This is a genomic window from uncultured Maribacter sp. (assembly GCF_963975365.1).
Taxonomy (GTDB): domain Bacteria; phylum Bacteroidota; class Bacteroidia; order Flavobacteriales; family Flavobacteriaceae; genus Maribacter.
In genome coordinates this window covers 137,285-151,011 of record NZ_CAXBGF010000004.1, presented here as the reverse complement: position 1 = coordinate 151,011, position 13,727 = coordinate 137,285, and the positions used below count along the sequence as shown (strand labels likewise).

The 13,727-nt window shown below is 34.9% G+C and carries 14 protein-coding genes; 8 read left to right on the top strand and 6 right to left on the bottom strand.

Annotated elements, in window-relative coordinates:
* The first annotated feature begins 4 nt into the window (after positions 1–4).
* From sufC to AACZ49_RS06800, 8 genes are all read left to right on the top strand, one after another.
* Positions 5–757 (top strand): Fe-S cluster assembly ATPase SufC, encoded by a 753-nt coding sequence (gene sufC / locus AACZ49_RS06835; RefSeq protein ID WP_339652885.1) that lies wholly within the window; start codon positions 5–7, stop codon positions 755–757.
* Positions 758–827: 70 nt separating this feature from the next.
* On the top strand, positions 828–2,144 hold the full coding sequence (gene sufD / locus AACZ49_RS06830; RefSeq protein WP_339652883.1) for a Fe-S cluster assembly protein SufD: 1,317 nt from the start codon (positions 828–830) through the stop codon (positions 2,142–2,144).
* Between the two features lie 143 nt (positions 2,145–2,287).
* Positions 2,288–3,502, top strand: coding sequence for a cysteine desulfurase (locus tag AACZ49_RS06825; protein WP_339652882.1), 1,215 nt, complete (start codon positions 2,288–2,290; stop codon positions 3,500–3,502).
* Between the two features lie 73 nt (positions 3,503–3,575).
* Positions 3,576–4,001: a SufE family protein gene (locus tag AACZ49_RS06820; RefSeq protein WP_339652881.1), complete on the top strand. Its 426-nt coding sequence runs from the start codon at positions 3,576–3,578 to the stop codon at positions 3,999–4,001.
* A gap of 8 nt (positions 4,002–4,009) precedes the next feature.
* Positions 4,010–4,342: an SUF system Fe-S cluster assembly protein gene (locus tag AACZ49_RS06815; RefSeq protein WP_339652879.1), complete on the top strand. Its 333-nt coding sequence runs from the start codon at positions 4,010–4,012 to the stop codon at positions 4,340–4,342.
* Between the two features lie 40 nt (positions 4,343–4,382).
* Complete coding sequence (locus AACZ49_RS06810) at positions 4,383–4,889, top strand: DUF2480 family protein (RefSeq protein ID WP_339652877.1); 507 nt, start codon at positions 4,383–4,385, stop codon at positions 4,887–4,889.
* 70 nt (positions 4,890–4,959) lie between these two features.
* Entirely contained in the window at positions 4,960–5,892 is a 933-nt protein-coding gene (locus AACZ49_RS06805; RefSeq protein ID WP_339652876.1) for a DUF3078 domain-containing protein, read from the top strand.
* A gap of 94 nt (positions 5,893–5,986) precedes the next feature.
* Positions 5,987–7,147 carry a methionine aminotransferase gene (locus AACZ49_RS06800; protein ID WP_339652874.1) on the top strand — a complete coding sequence of 387 codons (1,161 nt, stop codon included), beginning with the start codon at positions 5,987–5,989 and terminating at the stop codon, positions 7,145–7,147.
* 9 nt (positions 7,148–7,156) lie between these two features.
* Here AACZ49_RS06800 and AACZ49_RS06795 read toward each other — a convergent pair whose 3' ends face one another.
* The 6 genes from AACZ49_RS06795 to AACZ49_RS06770 all read right to left on the bottom strand — a co-directional run bounded on the left by AACZ49_RS06795 (position 7,157) and on the right by AACZ49_RS06770 (position 13,725).
* Complete coding sequence (locus tag AACZ49_RS06795; RefSeq protein ID WP_339652873.1) at positions 7,157–8,305, bottom strand: serine hydrolase; 1,149 nt, start codon at positions 8,303–8,305, stop codon at positions 7,157–7,159.
* A gap of 16 nt (positions 8,306–8,321) precedes the next feature.
* Positions 8,322–8,846, bottom strand: coding sequence for a GNAT family N-acetyltransferase (locus AACZ49_RS06790; RefSeq protein WP_339652872.1), 525 nt, complete (start codon positions 8,844–8,846; stop codon positions 8,322–8,324).
* A 147-nt stretch (positions 8,847–8,993) separates the two neighbouring features.
* Positions 8,994–9,359, bottom strand: coding sequence for a hypothetical protein (locus AACZ49_RS06785; RefSeq protein ID WP_339652871.1), 366 nt, complete (start codon positions 9,357–9,359; stop codon positions 8,994–8,996).
* A gap of 557 nt (positions 9,360–9,916) precedes the next feature.
* Positions 9,917–10,573: a CoA transferase subunit B gene (locus AACZ49_RS06780; RefSeq protein ID WP_339652869.1), complete on the bottom strand. Its 657-nt coding sequence runs from the start codon at positions 10,571–10,573 to the stop codon at positions 9,917–9,919.
* 4 nt (positions 10,574–10,577) lie between these two features.
* Complete coding sequence (locus AACZ49_RS06775) at positions 10,578–11,276, bottom strand: CoA transferase subunit A (protein WP_339652868.1); 699 nt, start codon at positions 11,274–11,276, stop codon at positions 10,578–10,580.
* Positions 11,277–11,379: 103 nt separating this feature from the next.
* Complete coding sequence (locus tag AACZ49_RS06770; protein WP_339652867.1) at positions 11,380–13,725, bottom strand: transglycosylase domain-containing protein; 2,346 nt, start codon at positions 13,723–13,725, stop codon at positions 11,380–11,382.
* Positions 13,726–13,727 lie beyond the last annotated feature (2 nt).

Genomic DNA, 13,727 nt, shown 5'->3' with positions numbered 1-13,727 from the left:
TATTATGTTGAAAATTAAAAACTTACACGCTAGTGTTGAGGATAAGGAAATATTAAAAGGAATAAACCTAGAGGTAAAAGCGGGTGAAGTACATGCAATCATGGGACCGAACGGTTCAGGAAAAAGTACATTGGCATCTGTAATTGCAGGAAAAGAGGAATTTGAAGTTACTGAAGGTTCAGTAGAATTGAACGGTGAAGACTTAGAAGATGTTTCTCCTGAAGAAAGAGCTCATAAAGGTGTTTTTCTTTCTTTTCAATATCCTGTAGAAATACCTGGGGTTTCGGTAACCAACTTTATGAAAACGGCTATTAATGAGTCTCGTAAGGCAAAAGGTTTAGAAGATATGCCTGCTAAGGATATGTTGAAATTAATTCGCGAGAAATCTGAACTTTTAGAAATTGACCGTAAGTTTTTATCCAGATCATTGAACGAAGGTTTTTCAGGTGGTGAGAAAAAACGTAACGAGATTTTTCAAATGGCCATGTTAGAGCCAAAGGTGGCTATTTTGGATGAAACCGATTCTGGATTGGATATCGATGCCTTACGTATCGTAGCTAATGGTGTAAATAAATTGAAGAGTAAAGACAACGCTGTAATCTTAATAACACACTACCAACGTTTGTTGGAATATATAGTTCCCGATTTCGTACATGTATTGCACAATGGTAAAATCGTTAAGTCTGGTGGTAAAGAATTAGCACTTGAGCTTGAAGAGAAAGGTTACGATTGGTTAAAACAAGAAGCAACGGTATAATTTGCAGTATACTAGATCAGTGAGCAGAATATTCTGCCAACTGTAACGGAACACTGCCAACTGAAAAAGTATGGATTTAAAAGATAAATTAATTTCTTCCTTTATGGCGTTTGAGAACAACGTTGATGTCGAACATCCGGTACATGATGTTCGTACGGCCGCCATTAAAAATTTTGAAGAAAAAGGGTTTCCTTCTAAAAAGGAAGAAGCTTGGAAATATACTTCGCTAAATAGCTTGCAGAAAATTGATTTCAGTATTTTTCCAAAACAGGAAAATACAATAGAATACAAAGATGTTAAGCGTTATTTTCTTCATGAGATCGATTCTTATAAAATTGTTTTTATAGATGGGATATACAGCTCATATCTTTCGGAAACTACACATGATGGGGTAGATATCTGTTTAATGAGTTCGGCATTAACAAAGCCAATGTATAAGCAGGTCATAGATGTTTATTTTAATAAAATAGCATCAAAAGACGAGTCGCTGACTTCTCTAAATACGGCATTTAGTCGCGAAGGGGCATATATCTATATCCCAAAAAATAAGATGCCTAAAAAGCCGATAGAGATTTTGCATTTCTCTACAGGTAATGAAGCTTCATTAATGTTACAACCAAGAAACTTGGTGGTAGTAGAGGAAAATGCTGAAGTTCAGATTATAGAACGTCACCAGAGTTTAACGAAAAATGAAGTGCTTACAAATGCTGTTACTGAAATATACGCAGCAAAAAGTGCTATAGTAGATTTTTATAAAATACAGAATGATGCGGCAACTGCATCTTTAATCGATAACACCTATATTGACCAAAAGGATAAAAGTCTTGTTAAGGTTCATACTTTCTCTTTTGGTGGGAAATTGACTCGTAATAACCTTAATTTTTATCAAAATGGGGAGTATATCGACTCCACCATGAAAGGTGTAACGATACTAGGTGAGAAACAACATGTGGATCATCATACTTTAGTGCATCATATACAACCGAACTGCGAAAGTCACCAAGATTATAAAGGTATCTACGGCGATAGCTCTACAGGCGTTTTTAATGGTAAAATTATCGTTGATAAGATTGCCCAAAAAACAAACGCCTTTCAGCAAAACAATAATATTTTAATTAGCGATAAGGCGAGCATCAATACAAAACCTCAGTTAGAGATTTTTGCAGATGATGTGAAATGTTCACATGGTTGTACCATTGGTCAATTAGACGAAGATGCAATGTTCTATCTGCGGTCAAGAGGTATTCCTGAAAAGGAAGCAAGGGCTTTATTAATGTACGCTTTTGCAAATAACGTGCTTTCTTCTGTACGTATTCCTGAACTAAAAGCTAGAATTAATAAATTGATTGCAAAAAAGCTAGGGGTAAACCTTGGTTTTGATCTTTAAAATATTTTAACTATTAAATTTAAAAAAGGACAGTTAGGTTTTTAACTGTCCTTTTTTATTTTATGACAATTTATAACTTAATCTAAATACAGTTATATATATGTTTTCATTATCGGGTATCTTTGTAAATAAGAAGATTGACTATGTTAGATATTAAAAAAATAAGGGAAGATTTTCCTATTCTAAAACGTGAGGTAAACGGTAAACCATTGGTTTATTTAGATAATGCTGCTACTTCACAGACTCCACAACAGGTCATAGATGCTATTGTGGATTATTATCAGAATTATAACGCCAATATTCATCGTGGTGTTCATACACTTTCTCAAGAAGCTACCGATAAATATGAGCAAGCGAGGTTAAAAATTCAAAAACATTTTAATGCGGCTAAGCCCTATGAAATTATTTTTACGGCTGGTACAACGCATAGTATAAATTTGGTCGCTAATGGTTTCTCAGCCTTAATTAAAAATGAAGACGAGGTTTTAGTATCTGCTATGGAGCATCATTCCAACATTGTGCCTTGGCAAATGCTTTGTGAACGAACAGGTGCTATTTTAAAGGTAATTCCAATGAACCAGGAAGGTGAATTGCGAATGGATGTTTATGATGAATTACTTAGCGAAAAGACCAAGTTGGTTTTTTGTAATCATATTTCAAATGCTTTAGGGACAATCAATCCTATTGAAGAAATAATTGAGAAAGCACATAAGGTAGGTGCGGCCGTTTTGATTGATGGAGCACAGGCAGCTCCACATTTAGTAGCAGATGTTCAAGCGCTAGATGTAGATTTCTATACTTGTTCTGCACATAAAATTTGTGGGCCAACAGGTGTTGGTATGCTATATGGAAAGGAAGTATGGTTGAATAAATTACCACCTTATCAAGGTGGTGGAGAAATGATAGCTGAGGTTACTTTCGAAAAAACTACCTATGCAGGTCTTCCACATAAATTTGAAGCCGGTACACCTAATATTTGTGGTGGTATTGCTTTTGGTGCTGCTTTAGATTATATGAATGCTGTTGGTTTTGATGAAATTGCAAAATATGAGCATGAGTTGTTGGAATATGCTACACAAGAATTATTAAAGATTGACGGACTCAAAATTTACGGTACAGCCAAAAACAAGACTTCTGTTATATCTTTTAATATTGAAGGTATTCACCCTTATGATATGGGTAGTATTTTAGATAAGCTAGGAATTGCTGTGCGTACAGGTCACCATTGTGCACAACCTATTATGGATTTTTATAAGATACCAGGTACTGTGCGGGCAAGCTTCGCTTTTTACAATACGCTTGAAGAAGTAGATGTACTTATCGCTGGGGTGTTGAAAGCTAAAAGTATGTTATTGTAAAACAACCATTTGTCGTTTTTGTTAACTTTTGAAATCCATCAATTGTTATTGTATTTTTGTGTAAAATAAAGTAATGGAAATTAAAGAGATACAAGAGGAAATTATCGAAGAGTTTTCTATGTTCGATGATTGGATGCAGCGGTATGAATATATGATAGAACTAGGTAAGTCCCTACCGTTGATCAAAGAAGAATATAAAACCAATGATAATATCATTAAAGGGTGTCAAAGTAAAGTTTGGGTACATGCCGAATTGGAGGATAATAAACTTGTTTTTACAGCTGATAGTGATGCAATTATCACGAAAGGAATTATTGCCATTTTAATTCGCGCCTTTAGCAATCAAAAACCACAAGATATATTAGATGCCGATACTCAGTTTATAGATGAAATTGGTTTAAAAGAGCATCTTTCGCCGACAAGGGCGAATGGTTTGGTTAGTATGATCAAGCAATTGAAATTATACGCAGTAGCGTATCAAACACAAATTGAAGAATAGAAAAGACTATGAGTGAAGAAAATATAGCTGAAGACAGCGCAGAATTAGGGGAAAAAATAGTTCGCATTTTAAAAACAATCTATGATCCAGAAATACCTGTCGATATCTATGAACTAGGGTTGATTTACGATGTTTTGGTCAATGAGGATAATGAAGTGAAAATACTAATGACACTTACTTCTCCGAATTGCCCCGTTGCAGAATCTTTACCGGCAGAGGTAGAGGAAAAGGTAAAGTCTCTTGATGCAATTAAAGATGCGGAGGTTGAAATTACTTTTGATCCACCTTGGACTCAAGACTTAATGAGCGAGGAAGCAAAACTAGAATTGGGACTTCTTTAATTAAAGAATCGATTTCTGGCAAGATTTTAAATCTATTCTTATGCAAGACGAAATTATTAATAGGGTTGCTCAAAGTAAACTCATCACCTTTAACCTTGAGGATTATTATCCAAAAGGGGATAGGTTGGTTTTGGATATAAAAGATTGGCTTTTTGAAGGGTTTATTCTTAAGGAAAAAGATTTTAGAGCATCTGTAGAAGCACATGATTGGTCTCAATATAAGAATGCTTTTGTAGCTATGCAATGTTCTACAGATGCGATTGTCCCAGGTTGGGCATATTTATTACTAAGCATTAAACTTAGTGGTTTTGCCAAAAAGGCGATACGAGGTACTTTGGTCGATTTAGAAACAAGTATTTATCAATCGATCATTGAAAAATTAGATATTTCTGAATATCAAGATAAATCGATTATCATAAAAGGATGTAGTAAAAAACCTGTTCCTCCGAATGCATACCTATGTATTGCAGAGCGGTTAAGGCCTGTTGCTAAGTCTATTATGTATGGGGAAGCTTGTTCTTCAGTACCTTTATACAGAAGAAAATAACAATTTCCTACTCAGAGAATTTGTTAGCTATACTTACATTTGCCCAACTATAAACGATAAACATTTTATTATGAAGAAAATTATTTTAACCATAGCGGTTGCACTTGTTGCAACTATAGGCTTTTCCCAAACAGAGGAAGAGTTAAAAGGGCAATTAGGTGCAACGAAAGATTCGATAGCTGCTATTCAAGGTAGAGCTGACGCTTTACAAGGCCAAATCGATAAGTTACCAGGTTGGAAAAAGGGCGCTTTTGGTACAATTGGCGCTAATATCAGCAGCTTTAATAATTGGTATGCGCAAGCTTCACCAAATAATTCGACAGGCAATATTGGTGTAACCGTTAATGCATTTGCGAATTTAAATCAAGATAAATTTTTCTGGAGAAACTCTGGAAATATCAACTTAGGATGGGTAAAGTTTGATGATAAAGATGATCCTGCTGATGATGATAGCTTTAGGCAAGCAGCAGATGTTTTTACTATATCATCATTATATGGTCGTAAATTAAATGAAAAGTTCGCAATATCAGCTTTAGGTGAATACCGTACGACTATTCTTGATAATTTCAATGATCCAGGATATTTAGATTTAGGGTTTGGCGCAACATGGATGCCGATTACCGATCTTGTCGTGGTTATTCATCCACTTAACTACAACTTTGTATTTAGTAGCGAGGATAATATTTTTGAATCTTCTTTAGGAGCTAAAATTGTTGCTGATTATACTAGAAAAATTGGAGCGGTAAATTTTAAAACCAATTTTTCTACATTCCAAAGTTATAAAAGTGGAGATTTATCAAACTTTACTTGGATCAATAGTTTTGGTTATACGTTATGGAATGGTATAGGTCTTGGATTTGAATTCGGTTTACGTAACAGTAAACAAGAAGCGTTGAACTATGCAGCAGTAACAGGACCAGCTCCAGACCCTACACTTACTTTCGATAATGTAGATAATAATTTACAGACCTACCTAATGTTCGGTCTAAACTATGCATTCTAAATCTTGAAATAGATTTAAGTCTTAAAGTTAAAAAAGCCCGACCAATTGGTCGGGCTTTTTTTTGACATTCTTCTAAATTCATATATTTACTACTATGACCACTAAACCGTTAATCTCAAAATCGAAATTGCCTAATGTAAAAACTACAATTTTTACTACGGTAGGTGATTTAGCCCGAAAACATAAAGCAATAGATCTTTCACAAGGTTTCCCAAACTTTGAAGCTGACTCAAAATTACTTAACCTAGTTAGCCAAGCAATGAATGAAGGTCATAATCAATATGCACCTATGGCTGGGTTTTATGGTCTTAGGGAAATTATCTCTGAAAAAATAGAATCACTTCATAATCATTTTTACGATCCAGAAGGTGAGATAACAATTACGGTAGGAGCTACGCAAGCGATTTTTACGGCCATTACTACATTTATAAATAAAGATGATGAGGTCATTGTTGTTAAGCCCGCATATGACTGTTATGAGCCTGCTATTGCTTTAAATGGTGGGAAAGCTGTTTATGTTCAATTGAACACCCCTGATTATACTATTGATTGGGTAGAATTTAAGGAGAAAATTACTGATAGAACTAAAATGGTTATCATCAATACGCCACATAACCCTACTGGTACCATCTTCTCAAAATGGGATATGCAACAATTAGAGGATATTTTAAAACCTACCAATATCATTCTATTAAGCGATGAAGTTTATGAGCATATAATTTTTGATGGACAAATTCATGAAAGTGCTTCACGATTTCCAGATTTAGCGCAACGAAGTTTTGTATGTGCTTCCTTTGGAAAAACTTTTCATGTAACCGGTTGGAAAATGGGGTATTGCGTAGCCCCATCTGTCTTAATGGCTGAATTTAGAAAAGTGCATCAGTTTGCTGTATTCTGTGTAGACCATCCAGTACAACGTGCATTATCTATATATTTAAAAAATTCGTCACACTATTTAGATTTGAACAATTTTTACCAAGAAAAAAGAGATTTTTTCTTAAATGGAATAAGATTATCCAAATTTAAATATAAACCAACTCAAGGTACTTACTTTCAATTATTAGATTTTTCCCAAATTACAATGGAGGAAGATGAAATTATAGGAAAACGTTTAATTACAGAAAATAAGGTTGCCTCCATACCTATATCTTCTTTCAACGTTAACAATAGAAATGACCATATGCTCAGGTTCTGTTTCGCAAAAAATAAGGAAACCTTAGAGAAAGCAGTTGAAATTCTATCTAAGCTAAAGTAACTGTTCCTCTTAAAAAGAGGCGTTAACTATTGTCATAAATTCCTTTATTTTACTAGGTTCTAACCAACGGGTTACGACTACCAAATCATGTTCTTTATCAATAACAATAAAATTACCGCCAAAACCAGCTGCATAGTAAATATTTTCAGAAAGACCTTCCCAATGTCTGTCTCCTTTTTTATTCAACCACCACATATAGCCGTAATTAGGGTTCGGAGTAGAAGATGTGGTAGCCTTTTTAATCCACGATGATGATATCAATTGGTCATTCTTCCACTTACCATCATTTAGAAACAACAATCCGAACCGAGCCATATCTTCTGCATTAATGAATATACCTGCACCAGAATGCCCACCTCCTGTAACAGATTTCATTTGTAGTCCGTCAATTTCTGTCCAGGCATGGTCATACCCATACCAGCGCCACGTTGAAGAAGCACCAATCTTATCCATTATTCTATCCTTAAGAACTATTGGCATAGGTTTACGCCAAAGCTGAGTAAGAGCATAGGCCAACACATTTACTCGAACGTCATTATATTCCATAACCGTACCTGGTTCTTTTGATACCGCAAATTTCCAATCATCTATATCACCTTCACTAGGTGGTCTATCCGCCCAATCTTTGCCACCCCATAATTCACCTGACCATGCAGAATTTTGCTGTAACAAATGTTCCCATGTAATTTTAGAATTATGTGAACCTTTAAAGGTATCATCCCATACATAATCACCAACCTTATCATTAGTGCTAGAAAGCAAACCTTCGTCTTCTGCAAGACCAGCCATTGTGCTTAAAAAACTTTTAGTCACACTAAAGGTCATATCCACTCTTTTAATATCTCCCCATTGTGCAACTATATATCCATTTTTAAGAATCATACCCGCTGGACCACCACGTTTCTTGGTCGGTCCTAAAATTTGATGAAATGGTTCCTTTTCAAAACCTTTTAAAATTGCAATTCTTAAATCACGTGAACCTGAGTATTCGTTTGCTTTAGCAAAGTCAATGACCTCCTTTAATAGCGCGTCCTTAATATTAAATATTTTTGGAGATTTTTGTTCCCACGATGTATTGGCCTTTGGAAAGTAATATTCTTGTGCATTAAGATTTAAAACTCCTATAATTGTAAAGTAGATAAAGTAAAGTTGTTTCATGGATGTTAGTTTGGAGTTACAAGGTACTTAAATCGAAATGCATTAACCAATCGGTTTGCTCGTCTGTTCCTATATAGTAAGGATGAGTTCCAAATTTTTGAAAGCCTTGCCTTTCATAAAATTGAATAGCACGTTTGTTCTCTTCCCATACCCCTAGCCATAGCATTTTTTTATTTCTTTTTAAAGCAACGTTCTTAATATGATTAATAAATTCTTCGCCCAACCCCAAACCTTGGTATTGAACGAATACATAAATGCGTTCTAATTCTATACTATCATCTTGTTTAATATCTGATTGTGCAACCCCAACATTGAGTTTAAAATAACCCACTATTTCATTATTGGAAAAAGCGAAAAAAAATTCGCTATTTGGATTTAATAATTCTTCCTTTATTTTCTGTAATGCAAAAGCTTTTTCAATATAATTCTTGAAATCATAGGGATCATTATGCTTCTCAAAGGCAGTAACGAAAGTTTGTTCAGAAATTTTTCGCAGTTGTTGAAGATCAGTAAGAGAACATTTGGTATACGTAAGTTCCATACTACTAAAATAAAAAAAGGAGCAAATATATTTGCTCCTAATTGGGGGAAATAATATAAAATGGTTGATTTGATATTTTGACCATTTTCAGCATTGCTATTAATTACAATTAAATTGACTCTAGCTGTTTTTCAATTGTGCCAGTTTTTACTGCTTTTCCGCGAATATTACCCCTTTGGTGCTTACTAAAATAGTACGGCCATCGGCTTCTTTCATTTCAATAAAATCATCAGGAAAATCAGTACCTGGATAGCTAACATTATAAATGTGATTATTTACACTCCATTTAAAATCTGTTAAGTAAACTACCTGTCCATTTTTGTAGCCATGAAAACGGCCTAAATAAACATCATTAAAAATCCATTCTTCATTATCAATAACCAATTTATTCGTATTCGTAGCCGTTTTTATCGTATGCTGCCAAATACCAATTATTGGGTCATTATTTTTTTCAATTTTTGAGCATGAGCTAACAAGTACCAGCAGTAGCAGACAATTTAATAAGCATTTCATTTTAGGTTAAATTTCAAAAGCGACTTGGGATTCACTTTATATTACACTTCAAATATATGTAGTCTTTATCTTACAAAATAATAATTGTGGTAAAAATGACAATACCTGTTGTGAACTTGTTAAGTTGTCTTAGTTAATGTATTTATATTGCTTTTAAATACCATGATAATTATTTCGTTATACCATTCTAAAAATTAAAAAATGGACCTAACGTTTTACTTCAAACAACCTTAACAGTACAATTTGGCATAAAAAAAAGGAGCGACTTAGAAAAGTCGCTCCTTTATAATTGTCTAAAAAGTAATTTATATCATAAATAACTTTTTCGTAAGTCTTAAAAATCCGCTAAAAAAATCATTGCGATAAACTTGAACTTTTTCTTCAACTGCGATGCGGTTTAATTGAGAATTCATTTCGGTTAAGTATTATATAGGTTAAATGGGGTTTACCTTCTAAATATACACGAATTTTGCTTATTTTAAAAAATTTATGTTGTGTATGCCATATTAGATGTTGTGAATAAATGAAATGATCCATTTTCAACAAACAACACTTCGTTAATCAATTTTCATTTCCGGTATATTATCATTCACAATTAAGGCACCTTCGGTAGCTTCTATTACTTCTTCTACTGTTACCCCTGGCGCCCTTTCTAAAAGTAAAAAGCCCTTATTTGTAACTTCTAGCACCGCCAAATTGGTGACAATTTTCTTGACACAGCCAACGCCAGTTAACGGTAAACTACATCTTGTTAATAGTTTAGATTCTCCTGCCTTATTGGTATGCATCATAGCAACAATTATATTTTCTGCAGAAGCGACCAAGTCCATCGCACCACCCATTCCTTTAACCATTTTACCGGGTATTTTCCAATTAGCGATATCACCGTTTTCAGAAACCTCCATGGCACCCAATATAGTAAGATTCACATGTTTTCCCCTAATCATAGCAAAGCTAGTTGCCGAGTCAAAAAATGAAGCTCCCGGCAAAGTAGTAATAGTTTGCTTACCTGCATTGATTAAATCTGCATCTTCTTGCCCATCAATGGGAAAAGGACCCATACCAAGAATACCATTTTCACTTTGAAATTCAACACTAATATCATCACGTACATAATTAGCCACCAAAGTTGGAATCCCTATACCAAGGTTTACGTAATAGCCGTCTTCCACCTCTTGTGCAATTCTTTTTGCAATTCCGTTTTTGTCTAACATGTTCTTATTTTTGACGTACCGTTCTTTGTTCTATTCTTTTCTCGTAATTTTTTCCTTCAAATATTCGTTGAACGAAAATTCCTGGAATATGTATTTGATTAGGGTCCAATTCACCTACGGGAACCAACTCCTCAACTTCAGCTACGGTTATTGTGGCAGCGCCGCACATACAAGGATTAAAGTTTCTTGCCGTACCCTTAAATATTAGATTACCCGTAGCATCACCTTTCCAAGCTTTTACAAAAGCAAAATCTGCTTTAAATGCTTCCTCTAATATGTACATTTTACCATTAAATTCACGTACTTCCTTACCCTCAGCAACTTCTGTTCCATAACCTGCAGGTGTAAAAAAAGCAGGAAAACCTGCTTGTGCTGCCCTACATTTTTCAGCAAGCGTACCTTGTGGTGTTAATTCTACCTCTAATTCTCCACTAAGCATTTGTCGTTCAAATTCGTCATTCTCGCCAACATATGAAGACACCATTTTTTTAATTTGATGTTTCTGCAACAATAACCCCAAGCCAAAATCATCTACCCCAGCATTATTAGAAATACATGTTATATCTTTTACTCCAAGTTTCACCAATTCGCTTATTGCATTTTCCGGTATACCACATAGGCCAAAACCTCCAAGCATAAAGGTCATTCCATCCTGTACTCCAACCAAAGCATCAGTTACGTTTGCTACTGTTTTACGTATCATTTCTTATAATATTATCTTGTCACTAAAATACCAAATTTTAATGGATTAAATAAAAAAGGTCTTGGCAAAACCAAGACCTTTTTTATTTAATTAAGAATTTAGATTAAAAATCCAAATCATCTAAATCATCTTCAATATCCTTATCTTCTTTGATATCTGATGCAAATTTATCGCAATCTATTTCGATTGACATATTTTCAGGTTTTTCAAAATCTTCCTTTGAAATACCAAGTTCAGGATCAGCATAATTTTTTTTCATATAAAGACCCCAAATAGGTAATGCCATAGAAGCTCCTTGACCGTAGGTGATACTCTTAAAATGAACTGCTCTTTCTTCACCACCAACCCAAACACCGGTTACTAAGTTTGGAACCATGCCCATAAACCAACCGTCACTATTATTTTGGGTAGTACCTGTCTTGCCCGCAATAGGATTCGTTAACTCATAAGGGTACCCAGTAATGATTTCATCATATTCCTTTCTATATTTATTAGCATCTGTTGTACGTAAACGCGTACCTGAACCACCTTGAGTAACACCTTTCAATAAATCAACAATTGCATAAGAAACATCTTTACTCAGTACATCTTTAGTCTCAGGCACATATTCATAAAGCACAGTTCCATCTTTATTCTCAATACGAGTCACCATCACCGGTTTTACATAAACCCCCTGATTGGCAAAAGCACCATATGCACCTACCATTTCATACACATTCACATCTAACGTACCCAAAGCAATTGAAGGCACCTCAAGAATATCTCCGGTAAGTCCTAAATTACGGACCATACTAACCACAGACTTTGGACCAACCTCATCTATTAATTGAGCGGTAACTGTATTCACTGAATTTGCCAAAGCTCTTTTTAAGGTATAACTGGTTCCTGAATATTTTAAATCAGAATTTCTTGGACACCATGACTCTACGTTACCATGCTTCCCTGCTTCTATACAATACTGTGTGTCTGGTCTTGTTTCACAAGGGGATAAACGCAATTGGTCAATAGCTGCGGCATAAACAAAAGGCTTAAAAGTAGAACCTGCTTGTCTAGCTCCTTGTATTACATTATCGTATTGAAAGTGCTTGTAATTGATACCCCCAACCCAAGCCTTAACATGACCTGTTTGTGGTTCCATAGACATCATAGCTGTTCTTAAAAAAGCTTTATAATACCGGATGGAGTCCATTGGGGTAAGAATTGTATCTTTCTCTTTAGTTGGTCTTTTCCAGTCAAAAACCGTCATTTCGGTCTTTTTGGTAAATGATTCACGAATTTCTTTTTCAGATTTACCCTGATCCTTCATGATACGCCATCTTTCTGATGTTTTCATAGCGCGTTCCATAATACTATTAGTCTCCTCTGGGGTAATGTCCGAAAATGGTGCAGTTGGATTTCTATCTAGAGTATTTTGATTAAAAAATTCCGCTTGTAATTTCGTCATGTGTTCATTAACAGACTCCTCTGCATTCGCCTGCATTTTCGAATCAACGGTCGTGTAAATTTTAAGCCCGTCTAAATACAAGTTATAACGATCGCGTTCACCCTCCATGGCCGGCTTAGGATTTTTATCAATCCAATCTTTCATAAAGCGATGCAAGTACATTCTAAAGTAGGTAGCTAGACCTTCTCTATGGCTTTCCGGATTATAATTAATATCCATTTTCAAGGCCTGTAGTGAATCTTTTTCTGCTTCGGTGATATAATCGTATTTAGCCATTTGGCCAAGAACAACATTTCTTTTGTTAAGCGTAAGTTCTTCTCGTCTTAATGGATTGAACAATGAAGAGTTCTGTAGCATCCCAACTAGCATAGCTGATTCTTCAACCTTTAAATCTTTTGGTTCTTTGCCAAAATAAATACGTGCCGCAGATCGGATACCATCAGCATTATTTCCAAAATCATAAATATTCAAATACATACTTATGATTTCTTCTTTGGTATAACTACGCTCTAAACGTATAGCCAGTACCCATTCCTTTAATTTTTGTTTTATAGCATCCAATTTGCTTCGGGAACGAACACCTACGAATAATTGTCTTGCCAATTGTTGAGAAATGGTACTTGCACCACCCTTGCTCCCTAAATAAGCAAATGCTCTTAGCGTTCCTCTAGCATCGATACCTGAATGATCCATAAAACGAATGTCTTCACTTGCTATTAGTGTATTCACTAAATTTTCTGGTAAATCTTCAAATTTTACATCGGTACGGTTATCATCCAAATAAAACTTACCTAACAAATTACCGTCAGAAGAAATAATCTGAGACGCTAAATTGGTCTGTGGGTTTTCTAAGTATTCATAAGGAGGAAGTTCCCCGAACAGTCCCCAAGAGGCAGATAAAAATAACAAGGCCACAAAAGCTATGCCTGATAAGAATAAAATCCAAAACCACTTTATGAATTTGGAGAAACTGTTTGTTGTACTCTTCCTTACCGCTTTTGCCATAA